A 16,885-nucleotide genomic window follows, 5' to 3' on the forward strand; every position below is an offset into this window, starting at 1 on the left:
TTTGGACATCATTGAAGGAGGAGAAATATGTCGGATTCATCACACAAAGGCCCATTGCTGGGACGCTGGGTCGCCGGTAAGACAGGGCGGTGGGTGACGCTGCTAATCTGGATTGTCGCTGCCGTTATCCTTAATCTTGTATGGCCGTCTGTCAATTCACAGGAGGTCGGGAATGCCCCCAACCTGCCTGATGACAAGCCTTCCGTGCAAGCTGAAGCCCTTGCAGCGAAGGAATTCCCGAATGCCGCGGGAGTACCCGCCCTGCTGGTGTGGCATAAGGACCAGGGGTTAGCAGATGAGGATCTGGTTCACATCCAGAAGCTGACCGCTGCCTGGGAGAGTCAGCCGCTGCCGGAGCAGACCTTCGTGGCACCTTATCATAAAATGCCAGTACAGGCGCTCAAAGCACAGCTGTCGGAAGACGGCAGCACGCTGGTTACCCCTGTCTTCTTTGACAGCTCTGCCGAGACCGAGGAGCTCAAGCAAGGGGTTGACGAGCTGCAGAAGCAGGCCAAGACGGAGTTCGGGAGCGATGTATTCGCGGAAGCCAACGATTCCAACAATCTGACCGCTCGGGTGACCGGGCCGGTAGGCATCTCGATTGATGCCACCGGGCTGTTCCAGAATGCGGATGTCTCGCTGCTGATTGCTACCGTACTGCTGGTCCTTATCTTCCTGCTGCTGATCTACCGTTCACCGGTCCTTGCACTGATCCCGTTGATTGCGGTCGGTTTCGCCTATATGGTCGTCGGTCCGATCCTCGGCTTCATGGCACAGCAGGGCTGGATTACAATTGACCAGCAGAGCATCTCGATTATGACAGTTCTGCTGTTCGGTGCAGGTACAGATTACTGTCTGTTCCTGATCTCGCATTTCCGTCAGCTGCTGCATGTAGAGAAGAGCAAATGGAAGGCGCTCTTCCAGGCGATCTCCGGATCATCCGGGGCCATTGCCATGAGCGGTTTCACCGTAGTGATTTCCCTGCTTGCGCTGCTGCTTGCCGAGACAGGCTCTTATCACCGCTTTGCAATACCGTTCAGTCTGTCGATTTTCATTATGGGTATCGCCAGTCTCACTCTGGTTCCGGCACTGCTCTCCATTTTCGGGCGGGTCTCGTTCTTCCCGTTTATCCCGCGTACGTATGATATGCAGGTAGAGCGTGCCAAAGCGAAGAACAAACCGGTACCTCAGCCTAAACCCCGGAAGGAGAGCTGGATCGGCCGCATTGTCGTAACAAAGCCATGGGCTGTCCTGGGCGTCGCCGTCATTCTGCTCGGAGTGCTCGCTTCATTCTCGACACAGATTAAATTTACGTATGATATTCTGTCCTCATTTCCCAAAGACATGCCTTCACGCGAAGGGTTCGCAACGATTGGTGAACAGTTCTCGGAAGGGGAGTTGGCGCCGGTCAAGATTATGGTGGATACCGAAGGCAAGAACGTGGATCTGAAAACAGCCATGCAAAAGCTGGATTATGTTGATCAGGTATCGGATCCGCAGCAGGGCTTTGAGAACAAGCAGATTTCAGCGGTGGATGTGGAGCTCCGTATGAATCCATATTCCATGGAAGCGATGAACCACATCCCGGATCTGAAGGAGGCTGCAGGTCAAGTCCTGGAGCAGGCCGGTGTTGCTAATGCGGCCGACAAGGTATGGATCAGCGGACAGACGGTCGACCAGTATGATAATAAGCAGACGGGCGACCGTGATGACAAGATCATTATACCGGTCGTAATCGGACTGATAACGCTGCTGCTGCTGGTATATCTGCGGTCTATTGTAGCCACCGTTTATCTAATTGCTACCGTTGTCCTATCCTTCTTCTCGGCCTTGGGGCTGGGCTGGCTTATTGTTCACTACGGACTGGGCGGAGACGCTATCCAGGGGGCAATTCCACTGTATTCCTTTGTGTTCCTGGTAGCATTGGGTGAGGATTATAATATCTTTATGATCTCCAGCATATGGAGTAAACGCAAGAAGATGCCGCTGAAGCAGGCGATTAAGGAGGGTGTCGGTGAGACAAGTTCGGTTATCACTTCGGCGGGACTGATCCTGGCAGGTACCTTTGCGGTACTGGCGACCCTGCCGATTCAGGTGCTGGTCCAGTTCGGGATCATTACCGCCGCCGGTGTACTGCTCGACACCTTCATTGTGCGTCCGTTCCTCGTTCCAGCCATCACCACCCTGCTCGGACGCTGGGCTTTCTGGCCCGCTAAGCATGTGGAAGTGGCTGACATTGAACCGGCCGGGCAGAAGACCCCGGCTTCACTGGATTCCTAGTATACACGGCACTGCAAAGGCCTCTGCATCCTTCGGATGCAGAGGCCTTTTATATAGGAGGAAATGGCAGACTGGCGATTTCGGTTAAACGGCAGGCATTTACGCCCGGGGTCTGCATAGGCCATAATAAGGAAGATAACACCATTAGAAGGCAGCTGTGCTGCGCATGGCGATGAGGAAGGAAGAAGATGATGAGTAAAACTAAAGTGTATTTTAACCACGATGGCGGTGTAGATGACCTGGTATCCCTGTTCATGCTGCTGCAGATGGAGAACGTCGAACTGACGGGTGTTTCGGTTATTCCGGCGGACGGATATCTGGAACCGGCCACTGATGCCAGCCGCAAGATTATCGACCGTTTTGGCAGCTATAGCGTTGAGGTCGCGAAGTCCAACTCCCGCGGTAAGAATCCATTCCCTGCGGCTTGGCGTATTCATTCTTTTTATGTGGACGCCCTGCCGATTCTGAACGAGTCCGGCAGCATGGAAGCCCCATTGTCATCACTGCCTGCACATCAGCATTTGATCCAGTGCCTGCAGGCTGTGGAGGAGAAGACCGTACTGCTGTTCACAGGTCCGCTCACCGACTTGGCCCGCGCATTGGACGAGCAGCCTGCGATCGAAGAGAAAATTGCGAAGCTGGTCTGGATGGGCGGTACATTCGAGAAAGGCAACGTGGAAGAGCCAGAGCATGATGGTACGGCAGAATGGAATGTATTTTGGGACCCGGAAGCCGCATACCGCGTGTGGCAGAGTGGCATTGAGATTGATCTGGTCGCTCTGGAGAGCACGAACAAGGTGCCTCTGACGCCGGCTGTTCGTGCTCTGTGGGCTTCGCAGCGCAATTATGAAGGGGTGGATTTCCTCGGCAACTGTTATGCCGGCTGCCCGCCGCTGGTGTACAGCGAGACCAATTCGACCTACTATCTGTGGGATGTGCTGACAACAGCTTCCGTAGGAAGCCCAGAACTCGTGCAGCAGAAGGTGGTCCACTGTACAGTCATCCCAGATGGGCCGAGCCAGGGCCGTACGGTAGCACAGCCGGAGGGCCGTCCGGTTAATCTGGTGTATGATACCGATCCGGATGCGTTCTTTGGCTACATGACAGATCTGGCGAAGAAGGCGGCACCGAAGCGCTACTAAGCAAAGCTGTCATCCTATCAAAGATACCCACAACGCCCCCAAAGCGTTGTGGGTATCTTTTTTGACCGAACCAATCCGCCGGCTTGTGGACAAATTTTGCGTATATTCCACGAAACAGGGGGAATTCTATATTCGCTAATGTATGGATCAGAGTGGCCGGTAAAATCGCAGTCAAAGAGGGTTGCAACTTGGCTTAATTGTGTTATAATTAAAACAAGATTTAGATTAAGTCTAAATTAAATTAAATAAAATTAAATTACTTACTCAGATTCTACTGCGCCAATTGCAAATCCATACATTTTATAGAAAAGAGGAATATCACATGAGTACGCAAACCGTAAACACTACATCCGTCCAGCTGCAGGAATCGCTGAACCGTCAAATTGCCAGCTTCTCTATTCTGTACACTAAGCTGCATAACTTTCATTGGTATGTGAAAGGTCCCCAGTTCTTTACCCTTCACGCCAAATTTGAAGAGCTGTATGATGAAGCTGCGGAGCAGCTGGATACAGTAGCGGAGCGTCTGCTTGCGATCGGAGGCCGTCCGGCTGCGACGCTATCTGAACATCTGAAGCTGTCCGTCATCGAGGAGGCCGGCGGCAGCCTGTCTGCCGAACAGATGGTTAAGGCTGTTATTGATGACTTCGGCAAACTTTCCTCTGAGCTGGATAACGGGATTGAAGCCGCAGAGACAGCGGATGATGCAGGTACGGCTGATCTGCTGACAGGCATTCGTAAAGGTCTGGATAAACACCGCTGGATGCTGAATGCTTTTCTGGGTCGTTAATGTGTAGTTTGTATGTCAATCACTGAATGATGGACAAGCCGGCTGGCCCTGTGGGCTGGCGGCTTGTTTGTGGTTGAAGGGAATTATAGAATTCTGCAGGCCTCCTAATATGGAAGGGAATGGACAGATTTTGGAGATCAGGTGAACAATGGAGCCATTCTCTTGGTTCAGTCTTAGCAGAAGCTTATAATTAGTGCATTCTAGAAGGCAGAACAGGTGCCATGATATCGGGGTGCAGGAATTGGAAAATCATATCGAGCAAACTCAACAAAACGGGCAGCAGATCGATCAGCTTTTGGCGGACGCCGAGCATTTTATATATCAGGCATACGAAGAGCTGGGCTACAGCCGGGACAAGGCAGAGGCCAGGCTGAATGACATCGGGCAGGAAGTTTTCAGTACGGGCACCTATGTCCATACCTTTGAAGAACTGGAGCACGGAGCCCGTATGGCTTGGCGCAACAGCAATCGCTGTATCGGACGTCTGTTCTGGGACAAGCTTCGTGTGCACGATTTGCGCGATGTCAACCAGGCGGAAGGGATGGCAGAAAGTCTGTTTGAGCATATCCGGCAGGCTACCAATGACGGAAAAATCATTCCCAGTATGAGCGTGTATCGTCCGGAACGTCCGGATCAACCGGGACCGCGTATCTGGAACCACCAGCTGATCCGGTATGCCGGTTATGAAACCGCAGAGGGGATCGTCGGCGATCCCCTGTCTGTAGAATTCACCAAAGTATGTACGGATTTGGGCTGGCAGGGTGAGGGAACTCCATTCGATATTCTCCCTCTGGTCATTCAGCCGGCTGGCGGACACCCGCAGCTCTATCCGCTCCCCGGCGGAGCAGTAAAGGAAGTACAGCTGGAGCACCCTGATCTGCCGGGATTCCGTGATCTCGGCCTGCGCTGGTATGCGGTGCCGATCATCTCGGACATGCGGCTTGAGATTGGCGGTGTGGTCTATACGGCAGCGCCCTTTAACGGCTGGTACATGGAGACAGAGATCGGAGCACGCAATCTGGCCGATGACTACCGGTACAATATGCTGCCCCGTGTGGCCGAGTTAATGGGGTTGGATACGTCCAGTGAGACCACGTTATGGAAGGACCGGGCTCTGATTGAGCTGAATGCAGCCGTCCTGTATTCGTTCAAGCGCGATGGGGTCAGCATTGTGGACCACCATACGGCGGCCTCCCAGTTCAAGAGGTTCGAGGAGCGCGAGCAGCAGGCAGGACGCCCCTTGACCGGGGATTGGACCTGGCTGATTCCACCGGTATCGCCGGCGACCACACATATTTTTCACCGCCCGTACCGGAATGTGGTAGTCAAGCCGAACCTTTTTGCCCAGAAGAAAATGTACCGGGAAGAGAAGCCGAAGTCAGCGGGAACCAAACCGGCGGGCTGCCCTTTTCATGAATAAGAACTCCGGATGAACAACCATCTTTCACTAATATGAAAAATTCAGAAAAAATGAGAAACCGTGAAATAATACTACAAATTTGAAATGTCCATGCCGAAATAAATAAGGTGAGAGTTCATAATGTGGAGATATTCCGTATGACGTAAACCCGTTGTCAGCCGAACTTTAGACGATGCTGTGTTTCTGTCATACGGATCTTTTGCGTTGGAGCTTATATCTATTTTGACGGATGAAGGACAGGGATGGAATGAGAAGGATTCAGCTGGGATTCAAGATGAAACTGATGCTTGTGATCAGTATTATTATGGTCGTCGGGAGCTGCCTGCTGGGGTGGTACGCGGTCAGTCGTGCGGAAAGGGATATTCTGAATGCAGCTCATGCCAAACTGCATAGTGATCTTCAATCAGGAGAGATGCTCCTGGACGCTGCTGTACCCGGCGACTGGTCCATTCAGGATGGGAAGCTGCTCAAAGGCAGTACAATTATGAATGACAATTATAGTGTAATTGATGAGTTTGGAAAACGCACGGGCGATACGGTAACTATCTTCATGGGCGATACCCGGATTGCTACGAATGTTACCAAGGCGGACGGCAGCCGTGCTGTAGGGACAAAGGTGTCCGATAAGGTGGCAGCTGCGACACTTCACGAGGGCAAGCTGTACATCGGGGAAGCGAATGTCGTGGGCCAGATTAACCAAGCGGCTTATGAGCCGATTAAAGATACTGCAGGAAAAGTGATTGGGATCTGGTATGTAGGTGTGCCAAACGCGCCTTACGAAGAGGCGATCAGCAGCTATCGCAACCGGATTGTTCTTTTCTGTGCAGGTGAACTGATTATTCTGCTGGCCGTGATGCTGCTGGTCGTGACCCGGGGAGTAAAGCCGCTGAAGCTGCTTGCCTCGGCCGCAGCGGAGATTGCCCAGGGAAACATGCATGTGACACTGCCCGTGTATCATTCCCGTGATGAGATTGGACGGTTGACCGGTGCCATGAGTGATATGACAGGGAGCCTGCGAACGATTGTGAAGGAGCTGCATGAGAATATCTATGCCTCAGCTAACCAGGTTGCCGCCTCCTCCGAGCATATTTCAAGCTCGCTGGAGCAGGTAAACCGTTCCTTCACGGCGGTAACCGGTAATAATCGTGAGGTGCACCAATCGGCAGAAGAAGGCAGCCGGTTCCTGCAGGAGTCGGCCTCAGCGATCCAGCACCTTGGCGAGATGGTTGAAGAGTCGCTGCAGAAAGCCCAGCAAGCGGTGTCTGATTCCGAACGGACGTTGAAGACGGCTGCAGAAGGCCGGGATACGGTCAGAGAAAGCCTAGGCTCGATCCAAATGATACGCGACAGTGCCCTTGAGACTGAAAAGCTCATCATGAAGCTGCACGAGGATTCCCGCCAGATTCAGGACATTGCGAAGACCATTACGGAGATTGCATCATCCACTAACCTGCTTGCTTTGAACGCCTCGATTGAGGCAGCCCGGGCTGGGCAAATGGGGCAGGGTTTTGGCGTTGTAGCAGCCGAGGTGCGTAAGCTTGCTGAGCAGGCGAACCAGGAGGCAGCTGCCGTATCCGAACGTGTGAACCGGATCACAGATACTATTGAGCAATCAGTGCGGCAGGTGCGAAGCAGCGTGGAACAGGCAGACTTTGGAACGGCTGCTGCAGTCCATGCGAACAGTGCTCTGGAGGCAATTGAGACGGCGGTAAAGAAGACAGCTGTACATATCAGCGTAATCGCCGAGACGAATGTCCGCAAGGCGGAGCAGTCCAGGCACATCCGCGATGCCGTTCGGCAGCTGGAGGGAATGGTGGAGGGAGCCCGCTCCCGGTCAGAAGAAGTATTGCAAAGCTGCAGTCAAGTTATGGTAGAGATCGAAACGCTGGCCGCTTCCTCTGAAGAACTCAGTGCGATGTCTTCCACGCTGGAGACGGCAGTCGGCAAAATCAGGGCCTGATCTTTGACTTACAGGTATCGGAATTTTGCATGACCCTTGCAGGACTCGGGGCATCCTAACGACCAGGGATAACAATCCATGAAAGGATGTTACCGAACACCTACAAGGAGTGACTCATCATGAAACGATATGTTCAATCAGCCCGGATAATGCACCCGGTCATGGCTCTGGCTGTTCTGCTGCTCGTCCTGACTGCCTGCGGCAGTAAATCCGGTTCGCTGGCAGGGAACAACGGTAACGCTGCGGCCCCCTCAGGGTCTTCAGGACAGCTGGAGCAGGTGAAGCAGTCCGGAGTTCTGCGTGTCGGCACAGAAGGTACTTATGCGCCTTTTACGTATCACGATGCGAGCGGGAAGCTGACTGGTTTTGACGTGGATATCGCTCAGGAAGTGGCCAAACGGCTGGGGGCGAAGGCTGAATTCATCGAAACCCAGTGGGACGGGATGCTGGCGGGCCTTGATGCCGCACGGTTTGATACTGTCTTCAATGAAGTTTCGATCCGAGAGGACCGGAAGCAGAAGTATGACTTCTCCGATCCGTATATCGTCTCGAAGGCCGTGCTCATCGTTCGTCAGGATAATCAGGATATCCGTAAGCTGGCCGATCTGAAAGGCAAAAAGTCCGGGCAGTCGCTGACCAGCAACCTGAGAGATATCGCGGAGAAGAACGGAGCCGAGATTGTAGCGGTAGATGGCTTCAACCAGGCCATTGACCTGCTGACCTCCAGACGTATTGATGCAACGATTAACGACAATCTTTCCTATCTGGATGCCAAAAAGCAGCGTCCGGATCTGCCCCTCAAGGTCGTGGCTGAGACCGAGAACGCGTCCCAAAGTGCGGCTCTCTTTAAGAAGGGCAGCACTGAGCTGGTGAAAGCTGTTAATCAGGCGCTGGCGGACATGAAGAGCGACGGGACCTATCTAAAAATCTCCAAAGCCTACTTCAACCAGGATGTATCGAAGTAAAAGGGGGGCAGGCGGATGAGCGACCGGACCGAGCGTCTGATAGGCATCTTCACCGACTCCTTTTGGCCTCTTTTACAGGCCGGGCTGGAATATACCGTACCTTTAACGCTAGTCTCCTATGCTATTGGATTAGTCCTCGCTCTTGTCACGGCCATCAGCCGGATTTCACGATGGGGGCCGCTCTCGATGGTGTTTCGTTTCTATGTCTGGTTGATCCGGGGCACCCCTTTAATCGTACAGCTGTTTGTCATTTTTTATGGCCTTCCCAGCATCGGTGTTACACTCGATCCGTTTACCGCGGCGGTTATCGGGTTCAGCTTGAGCGTAGGTGCTTACGGTTCGGAGATTGTCCGGGCGGCAATCCTGTCCATACCGGACGGGCAGTGGGAGGCTGCTTACGCAAGCGGGATGCGGCGCAGCCAGGTGCTGCGCTGGGTGGTTATTCCACAGGCGGTGAATGTCTCGGTGCCACCGATGTTTAATGCTTTTATCAGCCTGGTGAAGGATACCTCCCTGGCGGCTACGATCACGGTAACAGAGCTGTTCCGCAAATCGCAGCAGATCACAGCATTTACCTATGAGCCGCTATTGATGTACTGCGAGGTGGCGCTGATTTATCTCATCTTCTCCACGCTGCTGACCATTCTGCAGGATCGCCTGGAACGGCGTTTTAGCCGTCAAGGTGCGCGGATAGGTGAGGCTGACGGGAACCGGCTGTCTTGAGTGACATTTTCGTGAATATGTGAAGAATATATTGCATATTTATGTCAGAGGCATATAATTTGTACAATAATTAGATTAGCAAAGGAGCTACGGAACGATTGGATAGCTTTACCGCCACACGGATTATTAATGAACTGCTGGAGCGTGCAAATATCGGAGTCTCCGTGCAGCTGGAATCCGTATTTCCTGGAGGCCGGCTGGTCGGGGGCAAATACGGGATGAACTCCCATACGATTACTTTGTATACCGAGGTTATTCTCGACCAATGTCTGCAGCTGTTCGGGACACTGGAGCGCGCGGAGGATTATTTTGCAGTGATCGCCGCCCATGAGATCGGCCATGCCGCCGACATGGAGCTGGGTTCCTTGTGTGAAGCCATGGAGTCCTCGATGATGCCCGCAGAGCGAAGCCGGATTGCGTTACAGATCGAAGAGAATGCATGGAATTACGCGCTGCAATTGATACCTGAGATTGACGCTGTTTTTATATCAACCATTATCGATGAGTCGCTGGCTGCTTACCGGGAACAGGTACAGTCGGATATCGCTTGAATCTATCAGAAAGAGCCGAAAGGCTCTTTTTCTATAATGACAGCAAAATAAAGGGAGCCCTGAGGGTCCCTTTATTTTATATTTACCGTCCTCAGCGGTTCAGTAACGGACGATTCTGCAGGTATAGTTCCATGTCAGCACAGTTCTTGCCCAGAATATCATCACATACAAGCCTGGCCAGTACCTGGTTATAGACAGTGCCGTTGTCACCGTAGCCCATCAGTGTATAGCAGCGCGGATACTGCGGATAACGGCCGATCATCGGCAGCCCGTCATGGGTGCCGCCATAGAATGCGCCCAGGTAGTAATCGGCTTTGACCTCGATGTCCGGGAACAGCTTGTTAAATTCTTCAATCAGCCGGTCCTTGCTGTGAAGGGTTCTCTTATCACGAATCCGCTCATCGGCTGTATCCTTATCCAAACCGCCGATAATGACCCGGTTGTCCTGTGTGGTCCGCATGTAGATGTAAGGACGGGCTGTCTCCCAGATCAGTGCACGCTGATACCAGGAGGAGAAGTCATTGACTGGGGAAGTTACAACTGCATAGGAGCTAGAGATCACGGCATTCTTCTCACCTTTGAACTCCAGGTCTTCATATCCCGCAGCAATAATGACATGTCTGGCACGGATCTGGCGGCGCTCATGGGTATAGAAGAGGGCATGCTCCTCTTCGAAAGCTCTGCCGGTAATCTCGGTATTCTCATAAATGCGCGCCCCGCCTGCAGCTGCCAGCTCCAGCAGACCGTACACATACTGCACCGGATTCATCTCCGCATCATCGTAGTAATAAAGAGCCCCGGCCTTGCGGAAAGGATAGTGCAGCGCGATACGGTCTGCATCCCAACGCTCGACCTTGAATCCATGCTTGGTTAACATCGCATACTCCTCATCCAGAGCGCGGATATCCTCGTCATAGCTGGCATAGTAGAGGCTTTCGCGACGAACAAACTGGGCTTGCCCTGGTATGCGCCAGCAGGAAGCTTCGATCTCGTTAATGGCCGCTTCGCACAGCTTGAGATGCCGTACGGCCGCCTCCTCACCGAAGGTATGTGCCAGAGAAACAAAACTCTTCTCACCAGCATACTGAATCAGGGCGGTATTGGTTGCCGTGCTGCCTTCGCTAACCCGGCGTTTGTCCACGACTACAGGCTTGATCCCCTGCTGGACGAGGTATGCGGCACACTGTGCACCAGCTGTTCCTGCGCCGATAATGAGCACTTCACATTCCAGATCCTCCTCCAGGGCAGGGTAACCGGGAACCTGATTCACTGTACTCGGCCAATACAGCTTGCCGTTCTGCAAATCCATATTTATATTCACCGCTTTCTCCGTCATATCTTCCTTGAGCCAGAATATTCTGGTTCGACCAGATTAGTATGTTCCGGACGTTATTGTTCCATGAGCGGTGTCTTCTGAAAGCAATATAAAGAGCCCGATACCTATGAACTCAGGTATCAGGCTACGGGCAGACATGATCGTTACTGCGGGTTCGTGGTCCAGATGCCGGCTGCTTTGACAAATACACGCGGCGGCAGCTTCAGGGCAGCGAGAGCCAATTCGGCTACGTCTTCAGGCTGCATCATGCGGTCTTCATCGCCAATCTTAAGCCCCGCATTAACAGATAGTTCTGTATTGACGGTGCTTGGCGTCAGAGCTGTGACACGGATGTTCGATTTACGAACTTCCTGCATCAGGGATTCGGTCATGCCAAGGACGGCAAATTTGGACGCACAATAAGCCGAGCCGGTAGCAAATCCGCGCTCACCTGCAGTGGAAGACACGTTAATGATACTTCCGCTGTTCTGGGCGATCATGCTTGGCAGCACGGCGCGGGTAACATAATAGGTCCCCATCACGTTAACGTTCAGAATGCGTTCCCACTGTTCAGGGTCCATTTCAAGAAGAGTGCCGAACTGGGCAGTACCTGCATTGTTGATCAGGATATCAATCGCACCCAGCTCCAGCTCAAGTGAAGCGATGGCTGCTTCCGCCTGGGTGCGGTCGGAGATGTCGGCGACGGCACTAACGACTTTGACACCGTAGGTGTCACCGAGTGTGCGCTGGAGCTCCTCCAGATCAGAGAGAGTACGTGCGATCAGACCGAGGCTCACGCCTTCCTTGGCGAGGGATTCGGCGATCGCTTTGCCGATGCCCTTGCCTGCTCCTGTTATGATAGCTGTCTTATTCTTCAATTCCATGCTGAAATCTCCTTTGTACTGGAATGGTTGTCATACACGTAGTATGGTGCAATTGTTGATTGGCTTGCTGTCAGGATTATAACAGACTTGGACAAACGATCCAAACCAGAAGCCGCACCCGTTAGGGATGATTCACGTTGATGTCCCCGGAGGTGGTACGGATTTTGATGATATCCTTGGATTCCCCGACAGATTCGGGTATGCTGACTTCGCCGGCTGTGGCACGGGCATCATAGCTTCCTTTAAAGTCTGCTGCGACTTGGACATTTACATTACCGGACGAGCACGTAATATCGACCCCTGCGGCCGTTTTCTGCCGAATATCCACATCGCCCGAAGTCAGCTTCACCGTGGCACTACCGTTTAATTCGTTCATCTTGATCTGTCCGGAAGAAGCGTTGGCGGTTACATTAGCTTTGATGTTCTGTGCGTTGATATCACCGGATGTAATGCTGAGGTCAAGCTGATCCGCTGTCAAAGAGGACAGGTCCATGGTGCCAGAGGTCAGCTGGATGGACATATTACGGGCCTGGGTGTCCGCCAGTGCAATATCTCCAGAAGTACCCTTGATGGCCAGACGCTCCAGCTCACTGTTTTGCGGGAGCGACACCGTTACCTTCTGGGTGTAATCCTTGTTAAAAATAGAGAAAAGGCGGAAGCCCTGCTTCTTCGAAATATCCAGATCCAGCTGCCCGTTCTCCAGAGCTGTTTCTTTCATACGCTCTATGTCATCCTTACTCCATTTTCCCTTTACAAGAACAGATCCTTCGCTATTGCTGGAAGGGGCAAACTCAATCCGGGCCGAGCCGGCGTTCTCGATCAAGAGGGATCGCAGTTCCTGACTGCTGAACGTCCACTTCTGCTCATAGTCATCACCTTCTTGCGAACCAAAACCGAAGACGGCTGCACCGCCAGCACCGATCAGAATCAGCAGTGCGGCGAGAAGAAACCATTTTTTAGACATGAATTAACGTCCTTTCACGGTGGAGATGTTCCACCGGATGTATTGATAAGTCCAAGCTGCACATTCGGAAAATGAACAGCATTCCTGCTCCGCAGGCCGCAAAGGAGAGGTACTGTGAAACGGTCTGTTAAACCAATCAACCGTTCCCAGGACCGGTGAAACAACCAAGTAGACGATTTCCGGATTCCCGGGCGATATCCTGTTCAGTCTTCCTCTGCTGAAGACCGAACACAAAGTGCAGTACATCGTCAGTTGACAGCTCTTCATGTTCCGATAGCGGCCGCGGCTGCAGCTCATGTTCCAGTGAATATGCCCTTCCTCAATCAAATGGGCAACACTGTATACGAATTGATTCCATACCTGCAGCTGTTCCTTCATATAGGCTTCACCTACAGGGGTTATGCGGTAAAACTTGCGCGGCGGTCCTTCCGGGGATTCCTGCAGGTAGGTTGTACAGCAGCCATCGGCTACAAGTCTGCGGAGCAGCGGATACAGGGTACCACTAATGTTTAGAATATAGCACTCCTGAATCCGTATCTCAATCACTGAATGGTAATCATTTCTAACCATAGAATGCGGTAAAACAGATTCAGTATTTATGACAAGGGTAAGTGGCAGAGAGGAGGGATTTAATATGAAGTTACACCTGCACCGGGCAGCAGGCTCATCCTCGAACACGGAGCGCTGTGTGCGCAGGCCGGTAAGGGAGCGGCGAAAAGGTAAAAAAATGTCAGTCAAGGACCGCTATGAAACGGCCCATATTGTCAGCGAAATTTCCACCGCTCTGCTGTTTATCGCGGGGAGTCTTTTTTTGTTCTATCCTCAGTATAAGATGGCGGGAACCTGCCTCTTCATTCTGGGCAGCATCCAGATGTTCATCCGATCGATGCTGCGCATCTCCTATTACTTTCAATTCCGCAAAGTGATTGAAGAATCTGAATTTGAGCAGAGTTCTAATTCATAGCGGGCAAGAAGAAAGCGGCTGATCTCCGTGTGGACGGATACCAGCCGCTTTTTAGTCTGTTGAGATTTTATAACAGCGTATGCTCACTGGCTCAGCTTGTCCAAATCCTTTTTGGCAGGTCCCTCGATGACATGGCCATCGTAGCCGAAACGGGAACCGTGACAAGGGCAGTCCCAGGACCGCTCACCGTTATTCCATTCGACTTCACATCCCATATGGGTGCAGGTGGCATCCACGAGATGAAGGTTACCTTCCTTATCGCGGTAGGCTCCGGCTTTTCGGCCGTCATGGCGGACAATGGCGCCTTCATCCGGTCCAAGGTCGTCAACATGCGTATGCACAATATCGACTTTGCCGCTGATCAGCTCTTTGGCGACATTGGCATTCTGGACAACAAAGTTCTTGATGCTTGGTGAGGCCTTGAAACGTGACGGGGTGAACAAATCCGTATATGGATTGTCCTGACCTAGAATCTGCGAGGACAGCATCTGTCCGGCAAGGGTCCCGTGCGTCATTCCCCATTTGGCAAAACCAGTAGCCACAAACACGCGGTCCTTGCCGCCGCTGATTTGTCCGATATAAGGAACTTTATCCAAAGTAATCAGGTCTTGTGCCGACCATCGGTAAGGGGCCTGGCGGATACCCAGCGTCTGTCCGGCAAATGCCTCCAGCCGCTCATAGTGTCCGAACGTACAGATGCCTTGGCCTGTCTTATGATTCTCGCCGCCGACAATCACGAGCTCCTCGCCGTCCAGCAGGACAGAGCGGAAAGAGCGGTCCGGGGTATCGGCAGTGATGTACATGCCGCCCGCATAGGTTGTTTCGGGTTTAATTGCAATGGCGTAGGAGCGTTCAGCATGCAGACGGGCGAAGTACATGGCCGGATCATAGAACGGGAAATGCGATGTACTGACCACGTGTTGACTATCAATATTGTGGTAGCCGCGCTGTACTGTCACCCGCACATGATCGTCATGCTCCTCGATCTTATCTGCTGTGGTGTGCTCGTAGATGCGTACGCCCATGCGCTGCAGTTCATGAACCATAAATTTAAGATACTCCAGCGGATGAAACTGAGCTTGTCCTCCAAGACGGATAGCTCCATGGGACATCACCGGCAGTGGGATGCGGTCAACCCACTCGCCCGGAATACCAAGTTTCTCGTAGGCCTTGAACTCATCCTCCAGCTGTTTGCGGTTCTTCTCCTCCTGTACATAGACATAGGCATCCTCATCCTTCAGCTGGCAGTCGATTCCATGCCTCTTCACCAGATTGCGGATAAAATGGAGTGCTCCTTCGTTGGCTTCGTAATACTGGCGGGCTTGCTCTTCGCCGAAATGTCGAAGCAGCTCATCATAGATAACGCCGTGCTGTGAAGTAATTTTGGCCGTGGTATGACCTGTAGTACCATCAAGGATCGATCCCGCCTCGAGGACGACGACATCCTTGCCGGCCTGCGCCAGCAAATAAGCGGTCGTTATGCCAGCAATTCCGGCTCCTACAACAGTCACTTCGGATTGAATGTCTTCAGCCAGTCTCTCGAACGGCGGGAATTCGGTCGTGGCACGCCAGATGGATTCCGGAAATTGTGGAAGCTCGGAATAACGATTAGTGGTGGACATCAGCAGGAACCTCCTATGAATGGATTTATAACTTTTAATTCACTTCGATGTGAAATCCAGGCAGCAGTCTTCCAGTCATCCATTATTACCACAGTCCCGGATGCGGCAAACCCGTAGTCAGGATAATTCCCACCATTATAGTAGAAGGCTGCAGCAAAAGGCGCCGGCCGCACTGCATACAGCTCGGATAGCTGCTGGCGGTTGGTCCAGATATCGGGCATAGCAAAAGGGTGCCCTGCCGCCTCTTCAGGCTTCAAGACACCCTTTGGGATTGCTGAGCGTTGGCTTCATTCCAAGCCGGGAATGCATGGCATCCGGTGCAGGACGGAGCGAAGGCTCTGGGCCGTAAGCTTTGGGATTGGCCACATATTCCAGATTGCCGCGGCCATCCGGGCTCGGTCCGTTCGCCCAGGAGCCGGAACTGCTCTCTTCGCCTTCAGAGTAGTTCATGAATTGATGCGCAATGGCCTGATCTTCCAGCTCCACATGGAAGCTGGATGGTACCAGCACACCTTCCTGCTGTTCAATTTCAGCGATCGCTGCCAGCCATTGGTTCTGGTGCATGGTATCCCTTGCAATCATGAAGGACAGCATATCACGGACACCCGGATCTGTCGTCTGCTCATAAAGACGGACCACCTGCAGGCGTCCTTGGGACTCAGCATTCAGATTGGCACGGAAGTCGGCCAGCAGATTGCCGCTGGATACCATATAACGGGAGTTCAACGGATAACCCGTGCTATCCGTTGGCGCAGCGCCCAGCCCGGAGACGATCAGATGCTGCGGGTTGATTCCGCCGAGAGCTGCCTCGATCAGCGGATCCTTGGCGGCCTCCTCCTGCTGGTCCAGAGGAGCACCGTCCAGCAGCTGCGAAATCATAGTGCACAGCATTTCTACGTGGCTGATTTCCTCGGTGCCGATATCAAGCAGCATATCTTTGTACTTTTTCTCCGCACGGCTGTTGAAGCCCTGGAACAGGTACTGCATCATCACGGACATCTCACCGTATTGACCGCCAAGCACTTCTTGCAATTTCTTCGCATACAATGGATCCGGCATAACCGGAGAACACTTATATTGTGTCTGTTTTACATGGAAAAACATAACAATTACCTCCTGCTTATAGTCGGAATGAGAGTTAGACCTAAGCTTGGTATCATTATTTGCTATACTTAACCGTCGGCAGTATTGATAACCGTATATCAAAGGATCAATCATTTGTATGTATCGTTTTTGTATTAAAAATTATAAACGGTTTCGGCTGCGCCATGTCCCATTCAGCTGCAAGAAAGACAACGGGCCGCCCGA

At 52.5% G+C, this 16,885-nt stretch carries 14 protein-coding genes and 1 pseudogene; 9 read left to right on the plus strand and 6 right to left on the minus strand.

Annotated elements, in window-relative coordinates:
- The first annotated feature begins 27 nt into the window (after positions 1-27).
- The 8 genes from Q5741_RS08290 to Q5741_RS08325 all read left to right on the plus strand — a co-directional run bounded on the left by Q5741_RS08290 (position 28) and on the right by Q5741_RS08325 (position 9,828).
- Positions 28-2,280, plus strand: a complete 2,253-nt coding sequence (locus Q5741_RS08290) for an MMPL family transporter (RefSeq protein ID WP_305023604.1) — start codon at positions 28-30, stop codon at positions 2,278-2,280.
- A gap of 191 nt (positions 2,281-2,471) precedes the next feature.
- Entirely contained in the window at positions 2,472-3,422 is a 951-nt protein-coding gene (locus tag Q5741_RS08295; RefSeq protein WP_305023605.1) for a nucleoside hydrolase, read from the plus strand.
- A gap of 322 nt (positions 3,423-3,744) precedes the next feature.
- On the plus strand, positions 3,745-4,209 hold the full coding sequence (locus tag Q5741_RS08300) for a Dps family protein (RefSeq protein WP_305023606.1): 465 nt from the start codon (positions 3,745-3,747) through the stop codon (positions 4,207-4,209).
- Between the two features lie 283 nt (positions 4,210-4,492).
- Positions 4,493-5,629, plus strand: coding sequence for a nitric oxide synthase oxygenase (locus Q5741_RS08305; RefSeq protein ID WP_407074337.1), 1,137 nt, complete (start codon positions 4,493-4,495; stop codon positions 5,627-5,629).
- Between the two features lie 247 nt (positions 5,630-5,876).
- Positions 5,877-7,589, plus strand: a complete 1,713-nt coding sequence (locus Q5741_RS08310; RefSeq protein WP_305023607.1) for a methyl-accepting chemotaxis protein — start codon at positions 5,877-5,879, stop codon at positions 7,587-7,589.
- Positions 7,590-7,708: 119 nt separating this feature from the next.
- Complete coding sequence (locus tag Q5741_RS08315; protein WP_305023608.1) at positions 7,709-8,554, plus strand: amino acid ABC transporter substrate-binding protein; 846 nt, start codon at positions 7,709-7,711, stop codon at positions 8,552-8,554.
- A gap of 15 nt (positions 8,555-8,569) precedes the next feature.
- The gene (locus tag Q5741_RS08320; protein ID WP_305023609.1) at positions 8,570-9,277 is read left to right on the plus strand and encodes an amino acid ABC transporter permease; all 708 of its coding nucleotides are present in this window, start codon (positions 8,570-8,572) and stop codon (positions 9,275-9,277) included.
- A 98-nt stretch (positions 9,278-9,375) separates the two neighbouring features.
- Positions 9,376-9,828, plus strand: coding sequence for a hypothetical protein (locus Q5741_RS08325; protein ID WP_305023610.1), 453 nt, complete (start codon positions 9,376-9,378; stop codon positions 9,826-9,828).
- Positions 9,829-9,919: 91 nt separating this feature from the next.
- Here the strand turns inward: Q5741_RS08325 and Q5741_RS08330 are convergent, their stop codons facing one another.
- The 4 genes and pseudogenes from Q5741_RS08330 to Q5741_RS08345 all read right to left on the minus strand — a co-directional run.
- Complete coding sequence (locus Q5741_RS08330) at positions 9,920-11,137, minus strand: NAD(P)/FAD-dependent oxidoreductase (protein WP_305023611.1); 1,218 nt, start codon at positions 11,135-11,137, stop codon at positions 9,920-9,922.
- A gap of 170 nt (positions 11,138-11,307) precedes the next feature.
- Positions 11,308-12,027, minus strand: coding sequence for a 3-ketoacyl-ACP reductase (locus Q5741_RS08335; protein WP_305023612.1), 720 nt, complete (start codon positions 12,025-12,027; stop codon positions 11,308-11,310).
- 121 nt (positions 12,028-12,148) lie between these two features.
- The gene (locus tag Q5741_RS08340) at positions 12,149-12,991 is read right to left on the minus strand and encodes a DUF4097 family beta strand repeat-containing protein (RefSeq protein ID WP_305023613.1); all 843 of its coding nucleotides are present in this window, start codon (positions 12,989-12,991) and stop codon (positions 12,149-12,151) included.
- Between the two features lie 309 nt (positions 12,992-13,300).
- A pseudogene (locus Q5741_RS08345) lies at positions 13,301-13,561 on the minus strand (PadR family transcriptional regulator); the annotation flags it as partial.
- A 64-nt stretch (positions 13,562-13,625) separates the two neighbouring features.
- Here Q5741_RS08345 and Q5741_RS08350 point away from each other — a divergent pair.
- A complete protein-coding gene (locus Q5741_RS08350) occupies positions 13,626-13,955 on the plus strand; it encodes a YrhK family protein (protein WP_305023614.1) in 330 nt (109 codons plus the stop codon).
- An 83-nt stretch (positions 13,956-14,038) separates the two neighbouring features.
- Here the strand turns inward: Q5741_RS08350 and Q5741_RS08355 are convergent, their stop codons facing one another.
- Both Q5741_RS08355 and Q5741_RS08360 read right to left on the minus strand, forming a co-directional pair.
- On the minus strand, positions 14,039-15,577 hold the full coding sequence (locus Q5741_RS08355) for an FAD-dependent oxidoreductase (RefSeq protein ID WP_305023615.1): 1,539 nt from the start codon (positions 15,575-15,577) through the stop codon (positions 14,039-14,041).
- A gap of 246 nt (positions 15,578-15,823) precedes the next feature.
- Positions 15,824-16,681, minus strand: a complete 858-nt coding sequence (locus Q5741_RS08360; protein WP_305023616.1) for a manganese catalase family protein — start codon at positions 16,679-16,681, stop codon at positions 15,824-15,826.
- Positions 16,682-16,885: the final 204 nt, after the last annotated feature.

The organism is Paenibacillus lacisoli, from assembly GCF_030580655.1.
In the GTDB taxonomy this organism is placed as follows: Bacteria; Bacillota; Bacilli; order Paenibacillales; family Paenibacillaceae; genus Paenibacillus; species Paenibacillus lacisoli.

Coding starts and splice junctions, on each gene's coding strand:
- Q5741_RS08315 (WP_305023608.1), top strand. CDS start 7,709: ATGAAACGATATGTTCAATCAGCCCGGATAATGCACCCGGTCATGGCT.
- Q5741_RS08340 (WP_305023613.1), bottom strand. CDS start 12,991: ATGTCTAAAAAATGGTTTCTTCTCGCCGCACTGCTGATTCTGATCGGT.
- Q5741_RS08290 (WP_305023604.1), top strand. CDS start 28: ATGTCGGATTCATCACACAAAGGCCCATTGCTGGGACGCTGGGTCGCC.
- Q5741_RS08295 (WP_305023605.1), top strand. CDS start 2,472: ATGAGTAAAACTAAAGTGTATTTTAACCACGATGGCGGTGTAGATGAC.
- Q5741_RS08310 (WP_305023607.1), top strand. CDS start 5,877: ATGAGAAGGATTCAGCTGGGATTCAAGATGAAACTGATGCTTGTGATC.
- Q5741_RS08355 (WP_305023615.1), bottom strand. CDS start 15,577: ATGTCCACCACTAATCGTTATTCCGAGCTTCCACAATTTCCGGAATCC.
- Q5741_RS08330 (WP_305023611.1), bottom strand. CDS start 11,137: ATGGATTTGCAGAACGGCAAGCTGTATTGGCCGAGTACAGTGAATCAG.
- Q5741_RS08360 (WP_305023616.1), bottom strand. CDS start 16,681: ATGTTTTTCCATGTAAAACAGACACAATATAAGTGTTCTCCGGTTATG.
- Q5741_RS08335 (WP_305023612.1), bottom strand. CDS start 12,027: ATGGAATTGAAGAATAAGACAGCTATCATAACAGGAGCAGGCAAGGGC.
- Q5741_RS08320 (WP_305023609.1), top strand. CDS start 8,570: ATGAGCGACCGGACCGAGCGTCTGATAGGCATCTTCACCGACTCCTTT.
- Q5741_RS08350 (WP_305023614.1), top strand. CDS start 13,626: ATGAAGTTACACCTGCACCGGGCAGCAGGCTCATCCTCGAACACGGAG.
- Q5741_RS08300 (WP_305023606.1), top strand. CDS start 3,745: ATGAGTACGCAAACCGTAAACACTACATCCGTCCAGCTGCAGGAATCG.